Raw genomic sequence first — 17,454 nt, 5'->3', positions numbered from 1 at the left:
CTCGACGAATCCAGAATGCGGAAACGTTAAGAGGGATTTTTCTTATGTTATTTTGTTATCAGAGAATCAGTCTTTCTGATAGTTTTTCTTCTGTTCCTTCTTGGCTTCGCAGGTAAGCTCAACACCAAGCTTACGGAAGCTGATCACATCCACATCGGAAAGCATTACGGAAGTATGGGCCTGGCAGCCACGGAGATTTGGGATCTGCTCCAGGGCAAGGCGTGCGGCGTCGCTGGTTGCGGCACTCATGGACAGGGCAATCAGGATCTCGTCAATGTGAAGACGTGGGTTCTTGCTTCCAAGATATTTGGTTTTCAGCTGCTGAATCGGATGGATGGCATCCGGAGAGATCACATGCTGCTCATGGTCAACTCCTGCCAGCTCTTTCAGTGCGTTCAGAAGGAGCGCTGCGGATGCGCCGAGAAGATCGGAAGTTTTTCCGCATACGATTCTGCCATCCGGAAGTTCCATAGCTGCAGCAGGGCCGTTGGTTGCTTTCTCTTTTTCAAGGGCAGCAGGTACAACTTTTCGGTCAGTGATCTCTGCGTGAGCCTGCTGGAGGAGAAGCTCGATTTTACGTACTTCATTCTCTGTGCCGGATCCGGAAACCAAGGCGTCCATGCTCTTGTAATAACGGCGAATGATCTCCTGGCGGGAAGCTTCCTGGCATACTTCATCGTCAACGATGCAGTTACCGGCCATATTAACGCCCATATCTGTCGGAGATTTGTAAGGGCAGCTGCCCATGATCTTCTCGAACATAGCCTGTACAACAGGGAAAACTTCTACGTCACGGTTGTAGTTGACGGTAGTTTTGCCGTAAGCTTCCAGATGGAACGGGTCGATCATGTTGACGTCATTCAGATCTGCAGTGGCAGCTTCATAGGCAAGGTTTACCGGATGTTTCAGAGGAAGATTCCAGATCGGGAAAGTCTCGAATTTCGCATATCCGGCTTTTACGCCACGTTTGTATTCGTGATAGAGCTGGGAAAGGCAGGTTGCCATCTTTCCGCTTCCAGGTCCCGGGGCTGTGATCACAACCAGAGGTCTTGTGGTTTCAATATAGTCATTCTTTCCATAGCCCTCATCACTTACGATCAGAGAGGTGTTGCTTGGATATCCGGGGATCAGGTAAAGCTTGTAAACACGGATACCCAGTTTCTCCAGACGTTTCTTGAAGAGATCGGCGCTTTCCTGGCCGGAGTACTGTGTGATGCATACGCTTCCTACATACAGGCCACGGCTTGTAAACTCATCCATAAGACGGAGCACGTCTTCGTCATAGGTAATGCCAAGGTCGCCGCGTACTTTATTCTTGTCAATGTCATTGGCACTGATAACAATAACGATCTCTGCCTGATCAGAAAGCTGCATCAGCATGCGGAGCTTGCTGTCCGGTTCAAAACCCGGAAGAACACGGGATGCATGGTAGTCGTCAAACAGTTTGCCGCCGAATTCAAGATAAAGTTTGTTGCCGAACTGACCGATTCTTTCACGGATATGTTCTGACTGCATTTTCAGATATTTTTCATTATCAAAACCTATTTTCATTTGTCTGATTTCCTCTCCTCTTTAATTTTCCAAATTACTGGGAACAGTATACTACAATTTAATGTTCACTGGCAATATCCTATGAGGTGTTTTTTCACAGGTATTTTTACAATCTCACGGTTGATTTATACGGTTTTTCTCTTTATAATAAAGAAATGACAAGAGGAGGAAAAAAATGAATAATCAACTGAAAAATGATCAGGACGGAAAGCAACCTGATAACAAAGATCCCAAACAGGGTTCAGGTAAAAATCATCAGTCGATTCTGGCTTTTCTGATATGCCTCCTGGTCACACTGGTGTGTTTTGCATTGTTTACCAACATGCTGAAAGATAACAGCAGTGAGATCTCCTATGATAAATTTATCGATATGGTGGATAAGGACCAGGTTAAGGAAGTAACGATCCAGTCCAGCACACTGACGATCGTACCTAAGAAGCAGAACTCCAAGTACGAGGATGAAAGCTATTATACTACGAAGACCGAGGACAGCACAGCACTGACCAAAAGACTGGAAGGTAAGGGAATCAAGTTTGAGACCGATCCGCCCGATGTGTTTGGCGAGTTTGTTGCCATGATCTTAAGCGTGGTTCTTCCAACCCTGCTGCTGTTTGGCCTTCTGATGTTCTCCATGCGCCGTATGAACAAAGGCGGCGGAATCATGGGCATGGGTGTAGGCAAGAGCAAGGCCAAGGCCTATGTTCAGAAAGAAACAGGAGTTACTTTTAAAGACGTGGCAGGCCAGGATGAGGCCAAGGAATCACTGCAGGAGGTTGTGGATTTTCTTCATAATCCTGAGAAATATACAGCCATCGGAGCCAAACTTCCAAAAGGCGCACTTCTTGTAGGACCTCCAGGAACCGGTAAGACACTGCTTGCCAAGGCGGTTGCCGGTGAGGCTCAGGTACCGTTCTTCTCCCTTTCCGGATCGGAGTTTGTGGAGATGTTTGTGGGTGTGGGAGCATCCCGTGTCCGCGATCTTTTTGAGGAAGCCAAGAAGAATGCACCGTGCATCGTATTTATTGATGAGATCGATGCCATCGGTAAAAGCCGTGATTCCCGCTATGGCGGCGGAAATGACGAACGTGAGCAGACACTGAACCAGCTGCTTGCGGAGATGGATGGTTTTGATACTTCCAAAGGACTTCTGATTCTTGCGGCAACTAACAGACCGGAAGTTCTTGATCCGGCCCTTCTCCGTCCGGGACGTTTTGACAGACGTGTGATTGTTGACCGTCCGGATCTTAAAGGAAGGGTGGATATTCTGAAGGTACATGCCAAGAATGTACTTCTGGATGATACGGTTGATTTTGAGGCAATTGCCCTTGCGACTTCCGGTGCAGTAGGATCGGATCTTGCCAATATGATCAATGAAGCAGCAATTCTTGCAGTCAAGAAAGGCCGTAAGGCCGTATGCCAGAAAGACCTGGAAGAGTCCGTTGAGGTAGTTCTTGTTGGTAAAGAAAAGAAAGACCGCATTTTAAGCAAACAGGAGCGCCGGATTGTGTCTTACCATGAGGTAGGCCATGCGCTGGTAAATGCTCTTCAGAAAGATGCGGAACCTGTACAGAAGATTACCATCGTACCACGTACCATGGGAGCACTTGGTTACGTTATGCAGGTACCTGAGGAAGAAAAATATCTCAACACCAAGAAAGAACTGGAAGCGATGCTGGTAGGTTATCTTGGCGGACGTGCCGCAGAGGAAATTGTATTTGATACAGTGACCACAGGCGCTGCCAATGATATTGAGCAGGCGACCAAGGTTGCCAGAGCCATGATCACACAGTATGGTATGTCTGAGAAATTCGGACTGATGGGACTGGCAACGCAGGAAAATCAGTACTTAAGCGGAAGAGCAGTTTTAAACTGTGGCGATGATACCGCAACAGAGATTGACCATGAGGTTATGAAACTGCTTCATCATTCCTACGAGGAAGCTAAGAGGATTCTTGGAAGCCACAGAGCGGAGATGGATAAAATTGCGGAATATCTTATTCGTAAGGAAACCATCACCGGTAAGGAATTTATGAAGATTCTCCGTGCAGTGCAGCAGGGACTGGATATTCCGGAGAATCTGGATGACCTGGTACTTTCTGAGGATGAAAAAGAAGTGTCCAATAAACAGGACATCACAAATAGCCCGGAAGAGGCCACCTTTGTGGAAACAGAAGAATCTGTTCAGACAGCAGATGCCACTCATACAGAAACAGAAGAAAAGCCGGGATCACAGGCATAAAACAGATCATCGGAAAACCGGGAGAAATCCCGGTTTTCTTATTACCGTGATGGTAAAACAGGAGAATAAAGTATGTTCATAATTGAGGAAGAATTAAAGAAACTTCCGGCAAAACCGGGAGTTTATATCATGCATGGCGAGAAAGATGAGATCATCTATGTAGGAAAAGCCATCAGCCTGAAGAACCGTGTGCGCCAGTATTTTCAGAGCAGCCGTAATAAAGGAGCCAAAATTGAGCGGATGGTTACACACATTACCAGATTTGAGTACATTATTACGGACTCTGAACTGGAGGCACTTGTTCTGGAGTGCAATCTGATCAAGGAACACCGTCCTAAATATAACACCATGCTCAAGGATGACAAAAGTTATCCGTTTATCAAGGTGACTGTCAACGAACCATATCCAAGAGTACTTTTTGCCAGAAGAATGAAAAAAGATAAGGCCAGATATTTCGGACCTTATACAAGTGGCGGGGCAGTGAAAGACGTGATTGAACTGGTGCGGAAACTGTATCAGGTACGTTCCTGTAATCGCAGTCTTCCGAGAGATACAGGGAAGGACCGGCCCTGTCTGTATTATCATATGAAGCAGTGCAAAGCACCCTGCCAGGGATATATCAGTCAGGAAGAATACAGGAAAAACATCAATAAAGTGATCAAATTTCTGAATGGAGATTTTCAGGATACTATTGATGAGCTGATGGTCAAAATGCAGAAAGCTTCGGAGGAAATGCGCTATGAGGATGCCATGGAATACCGGGATCTGATCCATAGTATTGAGAAGATCGGGGAACGCCAGAAGATCACAGGCTACGGACAGGAAGACAGGGATATCATTGCGGTAGCCATGGATGAGAGTGAAGACCTCCGTGATCAGGATGCTGTTGTGCAGGTATTTTTTATCCGGGATGGCAAGCTGATTGGCAGAGATCATTTTTATCTCCGGGTGGCAAAAGGCGATACAAAGGCCCAGGTTCTTTCCAGTTTCCTGAAACAGTTTTATGCAGGTACTCCGTTTATTCCCTCTGAGATTATGCTTCAGAGCGAAATCGAGGATGCGGATATTATCGAAGAGTGGCTGACAACAAGGCGGAAGCAGAAAGTGCATATCCGTGTTCCCAAAAAAGGAACCAAGGAAAAACTGGTAGAACTTGCCCTTGAAAATGCCCGTATGGTTCTCTCCAAGGACAGAGAACGGATTAAAAGAGAAGAAGGCCGTACCATCGGTGCAGTTCATGAGGTGGAAGACTGGCTGGGACTTGAAAATGTGGTACGTATGGAGGCATACGATATTTCCAACATCAGTGGTTTTGAATCCGTAGGTTCTATGGTAGTTTATGAAAAAGGCCGTCCAAAGCGCAGTGATTATCGTAAATTCAAGATCAAATGGGTGCAGGGGCCAAATGATTATGCCAGCATGGAAGAAGTGCTCACCCGAAGATTTACCCATGAAAGCAACGGCGAATTTGACAGTTTTGCAAGGCTGCCGGATCTGATCCTGATGGATGGAGGAAGAGGCCAGGTGAATATTGCACTGAAAGTGCTGAATAATCTGGGGATAAGTATTCCGGTCTGTGGTATGGTGAAAGATGATCACCACAGAACCAGAGGCCTGTATTTTGACAATGTGGAAATTCCCATTGATACTTCCAGTGAGGGATTCCGGCTCATTACCAGAATTCAGGATGAAGCGCACCGTTTTGCCATTGAGTACCACCGTTCTTTAAGAAGCAAGGAACAGGTACATTCCATTCTGGATGATATCCCCGGAATCGGAGATACCAGGAGGAAAGCGCTTCTCAGGAAATTCAAATCTGTGGAAAACATCCGTGACGCTTCAGAAGAAGAACTGGCACAGACAGAGAGCATGAATGCGGGAAGTGCCCGCCAGGTTTATGAATTTTTCCATAAATCCTGATGCTGCATTGCAGTTTCAACTGTGATTGTGTATAATTAAAGATAAGGTGTCTCACGCCACGGCAAAACGGCAGTGAGAATGCAAACTTTCAGCGAAAAGGAGACAAAAGTATGAAGGGTGTACAGTTGACAAAGATGGTACAGGAACTGGAGCTTAACAATCTGACTCCGGAAATCGACCTGTCAGGCATCGTGATCAAGACTGCGGAGATCAACAGACCTGCGCTTCAGCTTACCGGATATCTGGAGCATTTTGCAAATGAGCGGGTACAGATTATCGGATATGTAGAGTATACGTATCTGATGCAGCTCAATGAGGAAGAGAGACGTTTTAAATATGAGCGTTTTATCTCCAGTAAGATTCCCTGTGTTATTTTCAGTACCATGACCCGTCCGTCTCAGGACATGATTGATCTGGCTGTTAAATATAATGTTCCGACATTCGTGACAGAAAGAACAACTTCCAGCTTTATGGCTGAGATCATACGCTGGCTGGGTGTACAGCTTGCACCGTGCATTTCTATTCATGGTGTACTGGTGGATGTTTACGGCGAGGGAATTCTGATCACTGGTGAGAGTGGAATCGGTAAGAGCGAGGCTGCTCTGGAGCTGATTAAACGTGGCCACCGTCTTGTCAGTGATGATGTTGTTGAGATCCGTAAGGTCAGCGATGTAACGCTGGTAGGATCTGCGCCGGATATCACACGTCATTTTATTGAGCTTCGTGGTATCGGTATCATCGATGTAAAAACACTGTTCGGTGTAGAGAGTGTTAAGGATACCCAGTCGATCGACCTTGTTATCAAGCTTGAGGAGTGGGACAGAGATAAGGAATATGACCGTCTGGGACTTCATGAAGAGTATACAGAGTATCTTGGAAACAAGGTTGTATGCCATTCCCTTCCGATCCGTCCGGGACGTAACCTGGCGATTATCGTTGAGGCAGCAGCTGTCAACCACAGACAGAAGAAGATGGGATACAATGCGGCAGAGGCACTGTACAAACGTGTTCAGGCGAACCTTGCCAAGAAGAGAGAGAATTCAGACGACGAAGAGTAAGGGAGGATAAGAAATGGGAACATATTGTTTTGGAATTGATGTAGGTGGAACTACTGTAAAATGCGGACTTTTCCGCACAGATGGCACTCTTGTTGAGAAATGGGAGATTCCGACCCGCAAGGAGAATAACGGAGATCAGATCCTTCCGGATGTGGCAGCAGCCGTAAAAGCAAAGATCGAAGAAAAAGGCATTTCCAAAGATGATGTAGAAGGCGTTGGAATCGGTGTTCCGGGACCGGTAAACTCAAAAGGTGAAGTGCCGCGTGCAGTAAACCTTTACTGGGGATATAAGAACGTTGTAGGTGAGATGGAAGAGCTGACAGGCCTTCGTGCAAAAGCCGGAAACGATGCCAATGTAGCAGCACTTGGTGAGGCATGGAAAGGCGCGGCAGCAGGTTCCTCCGATGTGATTATGGTGACACTTGGAACTGGTGTCGGCGGTGGAATTATTGTTGATGGCAAGATCGTAACCGGACATCATGGTGCAGGTGGAGAAATCGGACATGCCAATGTGGATCATCACGAGACAGAGTCCTGCAACTGTGGAAACAAAGGATGCCTGGAGCAGTTTGCTTCCGCAACCGGAATTGTCCGCATGGCAAAAAAAGAGCTTGCGGCATCCAGTGAGAACAGTGTTCTCAGAGATATGGAGAATATTTCCGCAAAAGCAGTTCTGGACGCATTTAAAGAAAATGACCCGGTAGCTGTAGCAACCATGGAGAAAGTCGGCGAGCAGCTGGGCGGCTCACTGGCAATGTTTGCATGTGTGACAGATCCTGAGACAATCGTAATCGGCGGAGGCGTTTCCAAGGCAGGACAGCCGCTGATTGACTGCATTCAGAAGTACTACAGAGAGTATACATTTTCATCCTGTAAAGATACTCCTATTGTGATTGCAACACTTGGCAATGATGCCGGAATTTACGGCGCAGCCAAGATGGTTCTCTGATTTTAAGTTCAGAAGAGATATAAAAAAGTGGATTCCCTGTTTCGGGAACCCACTTTTTTTATTCCTAAAATGAAATCATCAATTGTAATATTCTACAGGATCTTCGCCGGAAGTGTCTCCGCCATCGTCTCCGCCGGAAGTGTCTCCGCCGGAAGTATCTCCGGTGTCATTTCCTGTATTATCACCTGAATTATCCCCGGAGGTGTCATCTCCGCCGGTGTTATCGCCGTCACCGTTGTCGCCGCCGGTGTTATCAGAACTGTCGGTATTATCACCGTTGGAATCGGCGTTCGTGCTATCCGTACTGTCCGGAGATGCGCTTGGAATTGCGTCGGTATCGGAATCCGTATTTTCATAATAATAGTCTTCGTCGTAATCATAGCTGCTTCCATAAAAATGCTCATCGCAGTATTCAGTCGGAAGACTGGAAATATCAAAATATTCGGTGATAGTCGGGCAGCCTGCACGTGGAAGAAGTCCGGTTTCAGAGCAGACACTTGCTTTTTCCACGCTGGAAGGCATTTCAAAATCTTTATCTTCCAGGCCTTCATGGATACGTGTCATTACTTTTTTCCAGAGATTTTTATGGAAGTTACGTGCATCTTCCGGGATTTTTTCGTTGTTGTCGTAACCGGACCATACCGCACAGGTGTAATACGGGGTATAGCCTACGAACCACAGGTCATTGTAATCCTCGGTTGTACCTGTTTTTCCTGCAACAGTCATATTGTCAAGCTGGCAGGCAGTACCGGTACCTTTTTTGACAACGTCTTCCATGGCGCTTGTAAGCAGGTAGGCAGTGCTGTCTTTGATTACAGATCTGGAAACGGAAGTATTCTCGATCAGAACATTTCCATCATGATCAAGGATCTGTGTATAATAAATCGGTTTGATATAATTGCCGTTGTTTGCAATTGCTGCGTATGCGGCACAGAGTTCTACATTTTTGACACCCTTGGTAATACCTCCGAGGGCAGTTGCCAGGTTAGCGTCACTCCATACATTTCCGTTGGCATCTTTATCTGCCTCAGTTCCATGGGCCAGAGTAGTAAATCCGAAATCATCCAGATATTTAAGACCAAGAGCCGGGGTAACCTGTTCCAGACATTTGACTGCCACAACGTTGATGGAATTCTGGATTGCCTTACGGATGGTGGTCTCGCCGCCGTAGCTTCGTGTGGCGTTGTTAACCGGAGAACCGTCCGGATATTCATATGGCTCATCCATAAATGTAGTAGCCAGTGTATCACCTTTTTCATTCAGAGCCGGAGCGTAAGTGGATACAATTTTAAAGGTAGAACCAGGCTGTCTGGTTGTATCCGTGGCACGATTCAGAGTCAGGCTGGCTGTTTTTTCACCACGGCCTCCGATCAGGGCTTTTACATAACCGGTATGCTGGTCAATAACAGTCATGGAAGACTGCGGCTGAGGTGCAAAGTTTACACGCTCGGAAATAACGGTGCTTCCGTCAGAAAGAATGCTGGCTTTGTACTGGTCTACATACTGCTGGCCCTCTTCCGGAGAATCGAAGAGAAGGTCAAATTCCGGATCCTGATCACGGAAATAAAGCTGAAGCATTTCCTTGCTGTAATTTTTCTGGTTTCCATCTGCATCCTGAACGGTCAGTGCGTAATCCAGTTCATACTGTACATCAGCCGGATAGTTATCCGGATTTGCATATTCTTCATCAAGAATCTGCTGAATGTTGGAATCCAGTGTTGTCATGATTTTCAGGCCGCCACTGTAAAGAAGATTAGTAGCCTGTGTTTTTGTGTAACCTTTGATATTCATAAGGTCGCTGATTACCTGGTTGGTGACCTCGTCCTCAAAATAGGTGTAGACGGTGCTTTCTTCTTCTGTGTTTTCAAGCTGTGCAGCCTGAATACGGGAGTAAACATCATCATTCAGGGCATTGTTATATTCGTCCTGGGAAATATAATTCTGATCCAGCATGTGGTCCAGAACTTCTTTCCGTCTTTTGGCGTTGGCTTTCGGGTTGGTGATCGGATTGAATTTGGTTGGGTTCTGAGTGATACCTGCAAGGGTTGCACATTCAGAAAGATTCAGATCCCATACATCTTTATTGAAATATTTCTTGGAAGCTGCCTGTACGCCGTAGGAACCTGCTCCAAGGTTGATGGTGTTCAGGTAATTTTCAAGAATTACAGATTTATCGTATTTCTTTTCAACCTGTACAGCCAGGTACTGTTCCTGAAACTTACGGGTGAAACGTTCCAGCTGTGTGGACTCATTGGTCCAGTCTGTGAAAACGTTGTTCTTCAGAAGCTGCTGTGTGATGGTACTGGCACCCTCGGAAAAATTACCGGTGGTAATTGCCTTCATTCCGGCACGCGCAATACCGCGGACATCAATACCGTTATGTTCATAAAAACGTTCATCCTCAATGGCTACCACTGCATGCTGCAGACTGACCGGGATCTGGTCCAGGGAGACCGGAAGACGGTTGGATGTAGGGGCTGAAAGCTGTCGGATCTGTGTTCCCTGGTCATCATACAGGAAGGTTGCATATCCGAGAGGTGAAATATCCACATTGTTGACATCAGGTGCTCCGGCGATCACGCCCCGGAAGGAGCCGATACCAAGGCAGACAACCATGACGCAGACTGCGATCAGAGCTGTAAATAAAACCCGGATAAACGAAACATGTGCTCTTTTTTCCAGCATGGAAGTACGGGAGATCAGAGCATTCCGCTTCTTGGAAGTGGATCTTTTTCCGTAGTTCATAATATTCCTCCTTTATAATCCGTTCTATTATATCAAATATAGAATGCCAAATAAACCCTTAAAAAAAATTTCACAATTCGTGATATCTTATACATTGTGCAAAGCAGATAATTATTATACAATAAAGAAAACTCTGCCGGTGGCAGATTTCAGTTATAGATAACGGAGGCGTAAACCATGCTGGAACATTATAAAACCATATACGAAGGCGGCGAGGGCGAACTTGTGGAAAAAAAATCCCGTTTTATCGCAACGGTCCGTCCTGTGGAAACCGAAGAAGAGGCCCTTGCCTTTATCGAAGAAATGAAAAAGAAATACTGGGATGCCCGTCATAACTGCTATGTATATTCGGTAGGAATGAATCGGGAAGCCACCCGCTGCAGTGATGACGGAGAACCATCCGGAACTGCAGGAAGGCCCATGCTGGATGTGCTTCTGGGAGCCGGGATCTATAATGCGGCCATCGTGGTGACCAGATATTTCGGCGGCGTCCTTCTTGGAACCGGCGGACTTGTGCGGGCATATTCAGGGGCAGTCCAGGCCGGACTTGCGGCCAGCACTGTAATTGAGAAACATCACGGGATTTCTCTTCAGGTGACAACGGATTATACAGGGATCGGTAAGATCCAGTATATCGCGGGAGAAAGAAGCCTGCCAATCCTGGATTCCGAGTATACCGACAAGGTTGTTCTGAAGCTTCTTGTGCCGGATGACCAGATCGAAGAGGTCAAAAAAGCCATCACAGAGGGAACCAACGGAAGAGCCGGACTTGAGAAAGATGCAGAGCTGTATTTTGCAAAAGTAAACGGAGAGGTGAAAACCTTCGAGAAATAGAACAAAAAACACCCCGGAAACGGCAGATAACTGATTTACAGTCTGCCTTTCACGGGGCATTTTCATGTCTTTTTAAATAATTTCTCTATTTCAGAAAATTCTGCCTATCAGCATTTCTCCGGTTCCGGATAATCCACACCAAAGGTTTCAACAGTCATGGATTTGATCTTCTGCTCGTCAAGAGGACGGTCACTGTAGTCTGTGTCTGTCTCTGCGATAGCATTTACAACATCCATGCCCTCAATGATCTGGCCGAATGCAGCGTAGCTTCCGTCAAGATGCGGAGCAGCTTTATGCATGATGAAGAACTGGCTTCCGGCAGAGTTCGGATGCATGGCTCTTGCCATGGAGAGAACACCTGGTGTATGTTTCAGGTCATTTTTGAAACGGTTCTGGGAGAACTCGCCCTTGATGCTGTATCCTGGGCCGCCCATACCGGTTCCATCAGGGCATCCGCCCTGAATCATGAAACCGTTGATAACACGGTGGAAGATCAGGCCGTCATAAAAGCCTTTTTTTACAAGGCTGATGAAGTTATTTACTGTGTTCGGGGCAACTTCCGGATATAATTCCGCTTTCATTACATCGCCATTATCCATTGTGATGGTAACGATAGGATTTGCCATAGTTTTCGCACTCCTTTTCAAAAAGTATTGTATTTCGCTGTTCGCTCTATTATAATATGCAAAGAATAATTGTGCAAGAAAAAGGTGGAAAATATGATCATAGAAACGCATGATCCGGAGGAGACATTCGAGGTCGGAAGAAAGATCGGAATGAATGCGAAACCGGGACAGATCTACACACTGACAGGCGACCTGGGAGTTGGAAAAACCGTGTTTACACAGGGCGTGGCAGCAGGCCTTGGGATTACAGAACCTGTAAACAGCCCTACGTTTACCATTATCCAGGAATATGAAGACGGGCGTCTGCCGTTTTATCATTTTGATGTATATCGTATCGGGGATCTGGAAGAAATGGAAGAGATCGGATACGATGATTATTTTTTCGGACAGGGAATCTGCCTCATCGAATGGGCAGAACTCATTGAGGAGATCCTCCCGGAAAAAAGAATCGAAGTTACCATTGAGAAAGACCTTGAGAAAGGCTTTGAGTACAGAAAGATCACCATTGAGGAGAGAGGGGAAGAGGTAGAATGAGAGTTTTGGCACTGGACAGTTCCGGGATCGTGGCATCTGTAGCTGTTGTGGAGGATGATACACTGGTAGCGGAATATACGGTTAATTATAAAAAAACACATTCACAGACCCTTCTTCCCATGTTGGATGAGATCGTGAAGATGACAGAACTGGATCTTAAGACCATTGACGCCATTGCGGTAGCCAAAGGACCGGGATCTTTTACCGGACTCCGCATCGGCTCTGCCACAGCCAAGGGACTGGGACTTGCCCTTGACAAACCACTGGTTGGGATTCCCACTGTGGAAGCACTGGCATACAATCTCTATGATGTAAATGGGCTGATCTGCCCCATCATGGACGCCAGAAGAAAACAGGTTTATACAGGAATCTACCGTTATGAAGACCACAGACTTGTGACTGTAAAAGATCAGATGGCAGTGGGAATCGAGGAGCTTCTTTCCATGCTCAATGAAATGGGAGAATCCGTAACATTTCTGGGAGACGGTGTTCCGGTATTTAAAGATATCGTTGCAGATAAGCTTGAGGTACCGTTTTCTTTTGCACCGGCCCATCTTTCCAGACAGAGAGCCGGAGCGGTAGGCGCACTTGGTGTCCTTTATTATAAAGAAGGCAGAACAGAGACAGCAGCTGAGCACAAACCGGACTATCTTCGTGTATCACAGGCAGAGCGGGAACGTGTCCAAAAACTGAAAAAAGAATCAGAAGGGGAAAACGCATGATCTTAAGAGAAATGCTGGTGGATGACCTGGATCAGGTTATGGAGATCGAAGAGGAACTTTTTTCTGTCCCATGGACAAAAGAGGGATTTCTGACATTTCTTATGAAAGAGAATGCAATGTTTCTTGTTGTGGAAGAAAAAGGCCGGATTCTGGGGTATTGCGGTCTTCTTACTGTACTGGACGAGGGGGATGTGACCAATGTTGCCGTCCGCAGGGACCGCCAGAGAGAGGGAATCGGAAATTTCCTTATGGAGAGCATGATCCGTCTGGCCGAAGAACGGGGGATCACCATGATCCATCTGGAAGTCCGTGCGGGAAATGAGACGGCGATCCGGCTTTATGAGCGGCAGGGGTTTGTGAGAGACGGACTGCGTAAGGCGTATTATACAGATCCCACAGAGGATGCTGTTCTTATGACACGCACAGGAGGAAAAATATGTTAGATGTTTGTTTACTTGGCTGCGGAGGAATGATGCCGCTGCCACGCAGATGGCTTACCGCGCTGATGACCCGCTACAACGGCAGCAGCCTGATGATCGACTGCGGGGAAGGTACCCAGGTGGCCATTAAAGAAAAAGGCTGGAGTTTCAAGCCCATTGATGTGATCTGCTTTACCCATTATCACGGGGATCATATCAGCGGACTTCCGGGACTTCTTCTGACCATGGGAAATGCGGATCGTACGGAACCGCTGACACTGGTGGGCCCAAGAGGACTGGAACGTGTGGTAAATGCACTGCGTGTGATCGCACCGGAACTGCCTTTTGAAATTAAATTTATCGAGATCATGAAACCGGAGGAGGTTCTGGAACTGAATGGTTACCGGATCACCGCATTCCGGGTAAACCATAATGTTACATGCTACGGGTATACCCTTGAGATCCTTCGCCAGGGGAAATTTTCTCCGGACAGCGCCAGAGAGCATGAGATTCCACTGAAATTCTGGAATCCGCTGCAGAAGGGCCAGACCGTGGAGAATGAAGGAAGGGTCTACACACCGGATATGGTACTTGGCCCGCCGAGAAAAGGGATCAAGCTTACCTACACCACAGATACCAGACCAACTGAGTCCATTTTACGCAATGCAAAAGACTCCGATCTTTTTATCTGCGAGGGAATGTACGGCGAAGATGACAAGATCGAAAAGGCAAAAGGCTACAAACACATGACGTTTCGTGAAGCGGCTACCCTTGCCCGGGATGCGGGAGTAGGGGAAATGTGGCTGACCCATTACAGCCCGTCTCTGGTACGCCCGGATGATTACATGGATACAGTCCGTGAGATCTTTCCGAAGGCATGGCCGGGAAAAGACGGTAAAAGTGTGGAACTGAATTTTGAAGAGGACTGAAAAAAATGAAAGATACATTAATTCTTGGTATTGAGAGCTCCTGTGATGAAACAGCAGCCTCCGTTGTAAAAAACGGAAGGACTGTCTTATCAAACGTGATTTCCTCACAGATCGAGATCCATAAACTGTATGGAGGTGTTGTACCGGAAATCGCCTCCAGAAATCATATAGAAAGAATCAACCAGGTCATCCAGGAAGCGCTGGACGAGGCAAATGTTACCCTGGATGATATTGATGCTATCGGTGTAACTTACGGACCAGGGCTTGTGGGTGCGCTTCTTGTAGGCGTGGCAGAAGCCAAGGCCATTGCCTATGCAAGAAATCTGCCCCTGGTAGGCGTGCATCATATAGAAGGACATGTTTCCGCCAATTATATTGAGCATCCGGATCTGGAACCGCCATTTCTCTGTGCCATTGTATCCGGTGGACACACCCATCTTGTCATTGTGAAAGACTATGGCCAGTTTGAGATCCTGGGACGTACCAGAGATGATGCAGCAGGGGAAGCTTTTGACAAAGTTGCCCGTGCCATCGGTCTTGGATATCCGGGAGGCCCAAAGATCGACAAGCTTGCAAAAGAAGGAAATCCGGATGCTATTGAGTTTCCACGTGCAAAAATTGGTGAAAATCCGTATGATTTCAGCTTCAGTGGCGTGAAGTCCGCAGTTCTCAATTACTTAAACGGTGCAAAAATGAAAGGCGAGGAAGTAAACCGTGCGGATATCGCGGCATCCTTCCAGAAAGCGGTTGTTGATGTGCTGGTAGAACATACCATGCAGGCAGCAGCTGATTTTGGCATGAAAAAAATTGCTATTGCAGGAGGTGTTGCCTCCAATGGAGCGCTCCGCACTGCCATGGAAAAGGCATGCACAGACCGTGGATACAAATTTTACCGTCCGTCACCGATTTTCTGTACGGATAATGCGGCAATGATCGGAGTGGCTGCCTATTATGAATATATCAAGGGAACACGCCATAGCTGGGACCTGAATGCAGTTCCGAACCTGAAACTTGGCGAAAGATAAAAGAATCCGGGGTAATTGATTATGGAAGAGTGCAGAAATACAGCCATTGTCCTGGCAGCAGGTCAGGGAAAGCGTATGCACAGCAAAATACAGAAGCAGTTTATGGAGCTTAATGGAATGCCGGTGCTCTGTTATTCTCTGCAATGTTTTCAGGAAAGTCCGCTGATCCGGAATATCATTCTGGTGACAGGGGAGGAGTATGTTTCCTGGTGCAAAGAAGAAATCGTGGAAAAATACGGTTTTACAAAAGTTTCTGCCGTAGTATCCGGCGGAAAAGAGCGGTACGATTCCGTTTATGAAGGACTTCGTGCGTGCAAAGACACGGAATACGTACTGATCCATGATGGTGCCAGACCGTTTATTGATCATGAGATCATTGAAAGAGGACTTATGGCAGCAGCACAGACAGGTGCCAGTGTTGTAGGTATGCCCTCCAAAGACACGGTTAAGATTGCAGATGTGGAGGGAAATGTCAGTGAAACTCCGGATCGCAGCAGTGTATGGATCGTTCAGACTCCACAGATCTTTCGGTATCCGCTGATCTACGACGCATATACCAGCATCCTTAAGAAAGAAATGACCGGGATTACAGATGATGCCATGGTAGCAGAACATGAGACCGGGGTGAAAATCCGCTTTTCGGAAGGTTCCTATCGTAATATCAAGATCACAACACCGGAAGATCTTGTCATTGCAGAGGCATTTTTGAGAGAAAACAGAGAATAGAACAGAGGAAAAATCCCTGTAAATATGGGCATATAGCGGAAATTGAAGCTATATGTCCAATTTTTTGAAAAAAATATCAAATTTGTTATTGACAGGTAAGATATTTGATGATAGAATACAACATGCGCTGACAAAACAGCACAAAAAATGTTGAAAAACAACATATGGAGAGATATCGAAGTGGTCATAACGAGGCGGTCTTGAAAACCGTTTGTCCGCAAGGGCGCGTGGGTTCGAATCCCACTCTCTCCGCTAGTCAAATACAGAATAAAAACTTTTGAAAAAAGTTGAAAAAAGTACTTGACAACATAAAAGATACGAGATATAATATCACCTGTCGCTGAGAGCGATAGAGATAAATATCAGAACTACTTAGTAAGTAGGGCAATTTGGAGAAGTACCCAAGCTGGCCGAAGGGGCTCCCCTGGAAAGGGAGTAGGTCGTTAACGCGGCGCGAGGGTTCAAATCCCTCCTTCTCCGCTTTGATTTTTTGAGAAGTTAAAAACTTCGAAAAAAATTAAAAAAGTTCTTGACAAACGGTTTTGAATGAGATAAAATAAACAAGCTGTTCGAAAGAACAAAACAAACCTTGATAACTAAACAGTGAAACACATACGATTCTCGAAAATTTCTTTACATTTTAAAGAACGGTTTTAACAAACCAAAAGCAGTAAAAACGAGAGATAGCCAAACGGTTGTCTTGAGTAAATGAATCAAACACTTCTTAAGCCTTTGGCTTAATCAGTGTGAGTCGCAATTAAGTTGATGCGAGCATCGCTGAATTGCTAACACATTTTATCAGAGAGTTTGATCCTGGCTCAGGATGAACGCTGGCGGCGTGCTTAACACATGCAAGTCGAACGGGAAACCTTTTAAAGAAGCTTCGGCAGATTTAGCTGGTTTCTAGTGGCGGACGGGTGAGTAACGCGTGGGTAACCTGCCTTGTACAGGGGGATAACAGTCAGAAATGACTGCTAATACCGCATAAGCGCACAGGACCGCATGGTCCAGTGTGAAAAACTCCGGTGGTATAAGATGGACCCGCGTTGGATTAGCTGGTTGGTGGGGTAACGGCCTACCAAGGCGACGATCCATAGCCGGCCTGAGAGGGTGAACGGCCACATTGGGACTGAGACACGGCCCAGACTCCTACGGGAGGCAGCAGTGGGGAATATTG

General features: G+C 46.5%; 14 protein-coding genes, 2 tRNA genes and 1 rRNA gene. 14 read left to right on the top strand and 3 right to left on the bottom strand.

Annotation, left to right across the window (positions count from 1 at the left end; genetic code table 11):
• Positions 1-66 precede the first annotated feature (66 nt).
• A complete protein-coding gene (locus tag KQI39_RS04395) occupies positions 67-1,551 on the bottom strand; it encodes a DUF1846 domain-containing protein (RefSeq protein ID WP_216416854.1) in 1,485 nt (494 codons plus the stop codon).
• Between the two features lie 175 nt (positions 1,552-1,726).
• On the opposite strand from KQI39_RS04395, the gene ftsH reads away from it, so the two are divergent.
• From ftsH to KQI39_RS04375, 4 genes are all read left to right on the top strand, one after another.
• Entirely contained in the window at positions 1,727-3,790 is a 2,064-nt protein-coding gene (gene ftsH / locus KQI39_RS04390) for an ATP-dependent zinc metalloprotease FtsH (RefSeq protein ID WP_173763110.1), read from the top strand.
• Between the two features lie 72 nt (positions 3,791-3,862).
• Entirely contained in the window at positions 3,863-5,710 is a 1,848-nt protein-coding gene (gene uvrC / locus KQI39_RS04385; protein ID WP_173763109.1) for an excinuclease ABC subunit UvrC, read from the top strand.
• 110 nt (positions 5,711-5,820) lie between these two features.
• Positions 5,821-6,768 (top strand): HPr(Ser) kinase/phosphatase, encoded by a 948-nt coding sequence (gene hprK / locus KQI39_RS04380; protein ID WP_148448385.1) that lies wholly within the window; start codon positions 5,821-5,823, stop codon positions 6,766-6,768.
• 13 nt (positions 6,769-6,781) lie between these two features.
• Positions 6,782-7,717: an ROK family glucokinase gene (locus tag KQI39_RS04375; RefSeq protein WP_148448383.1), complete on the top strand. Its 936-nt coding sequence runs from the start codon at positions 6,782-6,784 to the stop codon at positions 7,715-7,717.
• A gap of 78 nt (positions 7,718-7,795) precedes the next feature.
• Here KQI39_RS04375 and KQI39_RS04370 read toward each other — a convergent pair whose 3' ends face one another.
• Complete coding sequence (locus tag KQI39_RS04370) at positions 7,796-10,462, bottom strand: transglycosylase domain-containing protein (protein WP_216416851.1); 2,667 nt, start codon at positions 10,460-10,462, stop codon at positions 7,796-7,798.
• A gap of 177 nt (positions 10,463-10,639) precedes the next feature.
• On the opposite strand from KQI39_RS04370, the gene KQI39_RS04365 reads away from it, so the two are divergent.
• Positions 10,640-11,296, top strand: coding sequence for a YigZ family protein (locus tag KQI39_RS04365; protein ID WP_148448379.1), 657 nt, complete (start codon positions 10,640-10,642; stop codon positions 11,294-11,296).
• A 107-nt stretch (positions 11,297-11,403) separates the two neighbouring features.
• Here KQI39_RS04365 and KQI39_RS04360 read toward each other — a convergent pair whose 3' ends face one another.
• Positions 11,404-11,922, bottom strand: coding sequence for a peptidylprolyl isomerase (locus KQI39_RS04360; protein ID WP_148448377.1), 519 nt, complete (start codon positions 11,920-11,922; stop codon positions 11,404-11,406).
• 93 nt (positions 11,923-12,015) lie between these two features.
• On the opposite strand from KQI39_RS04360, the gene tsaE reads away from it, so the two are divergent.
• The 9 genes from tsaE to KQI39_RS04315 all read left to right on the top strand — a co-directional run.
• Positions 12,016-12,456 carry a tRNA (adenosine(37)-N6)-threonylcarbamoyltransferase complex ATPase subunit type 1 TsaE gene (tsaE, locus tag KQI39_RS04355; protein ID WP_173772429.1) on the top strand — a complete coding sequence of 147 codons (441 nt, stop codon included), beginning with the start codon at positions 12,016-12,018 and terminating at the stop codon, positions 12,454-12,456.
• Complete coding sequence (gene tsaB, locus KQI39_RS04350; RefSeq protein WP_216416850.1) at positions 12,453-13,178, top strand: tRNA (adenosine(37)-N6)-threonylcarbamoyltransferase complex dimerization subunit type 1 TsaB; 726 nt, start codon at positions 12,453-12,455, stop codon at positions 13,176-13,178. Before tsaE ends, tsaB begins: the two co-directional genes overlap by 4 nt.
• Positions 13,175-13,621: a ribosomal protein S18-alanine N-acetyltransferase gene (gene rimI / locus KQI39_RS04345; RefSeq protein ID WP_118062669.1), complete on the top strand. Its 447-nt coding sequence runs from the start codon at positions 13,175-13,177 to the stop codon at positions 13,619-13,621. The genes tsaB and rimI overlap by 4 nt, the downstream gene beginning before the upstream one ends.
• Positions 13,615-14,526, top strand: a complete 912-nt coding sequence (locus KQI39_RS04340; protein WP_148448369.1) for a ribonuclease Z — start codon at positions 13,615-13,617, stop codon at positions 14,524-14,526. The genes rimI and KQI39_RS04340 overlap by 7 nt, the downstream gene beginning before the upstream one ends.
• 5 nt (positions 14,527-14,531) lie before the next feature.
• Positions 14,532-15,551, top strand: coding sequence for a tRNA (adenosine(37)-N6)-threonylcarbamoyltransferase complex transferase subunit TsaD (gene tsaD, locus KQI39_RS04335; protein ID WP_118062667.1), 1,020 nt, complete (start codon positions 14,532-14,534; stop codon positions 15,549-15,551).
• 21 nt (positions 15,552-15,572) lie between these two features.
• A complete protein-coding gene (gene ispD, locus KQI39_RS04330; protein ID WP_118062666.1) occupies positions 15,573-16,277 on the top strand; it encodes a 2-C-methyl-D-erythritol 4-phosphate cytidylyltransferase in 705 nt (234 codons plus the stop codon).
• Positions 16,278-16,443: 166 nt separating this feature from the next.
• A tRNA-Ser gene (locus KQI39_RS04325) sits at positions 16,444-16,529 on the top strand.
• A 139-nt stretch (positions 16,530-16,668) separates the two neighbouring features.
• Positions 16,669-16,757, top strand: a tRNA-Ser gene (locus KQI39_RS04320).
• 315 nt (positions 16,758-17,072) lie between these two features.
• Positions 17,073-17,454, top strand: a 16S ribosomal RNA gene (locus KQI39_RS04315); the annotation flags it as partial.

Source organism: Blautia sp. MSJ-36, from assembly GCF_018917985.1.
Lineage (GTDB): Bacteria > Bacillota > Clostridia > Lachnospirales > Lachnospiraceae > Blautia_A.
This window is presented reverse-complemented; position numbering and strand designations above follow the sequence as displayed.

Bases quoted from the DNA above. Each gene is read 5' to 3' on its own strand.
- KQI39_RS04395 (WP_216416854.1), bottom strand. From the start codon at position 1,551: ATGAAAATAGGTTTTGATAATGAAAAATATCTGAAAATGCAGTCAGAA.
- ftsH (WP_173763110.1), top strand. From the start codon at position 1,727: ATGAATAATCAACTGAAAAATGATCAGGACGGAAAGCAACCTGATAAC.
- uvrC (WP_173763109.1), top strand. From the start codon at position 3,863: ATGTTCATAATTGAGGAAGAATTAAAGAAACTTCCGGCAAAACCGGGA.
- hprK (WP_148448385.1), top strand. From the start codon at position 5,821: ATGAAGGGTGTACAGTTGACAAAGATGGTACAGGAACTGGAGCTTAAC.
- KQI39_RS04375 (WP_148448383.1), top strand. From the start codon at position 6,782: ATGGGAACATATTGTTTTGGAATTGATGTAGGTGGAACTACTGTAAAA.
- KQI39_RS04370 (WP_216416851.1), bottom strand. From the start codon at position 10,462: ATGAACTACGGAAAAAGATCCACTTCCAAGAAGCGGAATGCTCTGATC.
- KQI39_RS04365 (WP_148448379.1), top strand. From the start codon at position 10,640: ATGCTGGAACATTATAAAACCATATACGAAGGCGGCGAGGGCGAACTT.
- KQI39_RS04360 (WP_148448377.1), bottom strand. From the start codon at position 11,922: ATGGCAAATCCTATCGTTACCATCACAATGGATAATGGCGATGTAATG.
- tsaE (WP_173772429.1), top strand. From the start codon at position 12,016: ATGATCATAGAAACGCATGATCCGGAGGAGACATTCGAGGTCGGAAGA.
- tsaB (WP_216416850.1), top strand. From the start codon at position 12,453: ATGAGAGTTTTGGCACTGGACAGTTCCGGGATCGTGGCATCTGTAGCT.
- rimI (WP_118062669.1), top strand. From the start codon at position 13,175: ATGATCTTAAGAGAAATGCTGGTGGATGACCTGGATCAGGTTATGGAG.
- KQI39_RS04340 (WP_148448369.1), top strand. From the start codon at position 13,615: ATGTTAGATGTTTGTTTACTTGGCTGCGGAGGAATGATGCCGCTGCCA.
- tsaD (WP_118062667.1), top strand. From the start codon at position 14,532: ATGAAAGATACATTAATTCTTGGTATTGAGAGCTCCTGTGATGAAACA.
- ispD (WP_118062666.1), top strand. From the start codon at position 15,573: ATGGAAGAGTGCAGAAATACAGCCATTGTCCTGGCAGCAGGTCAGGGA.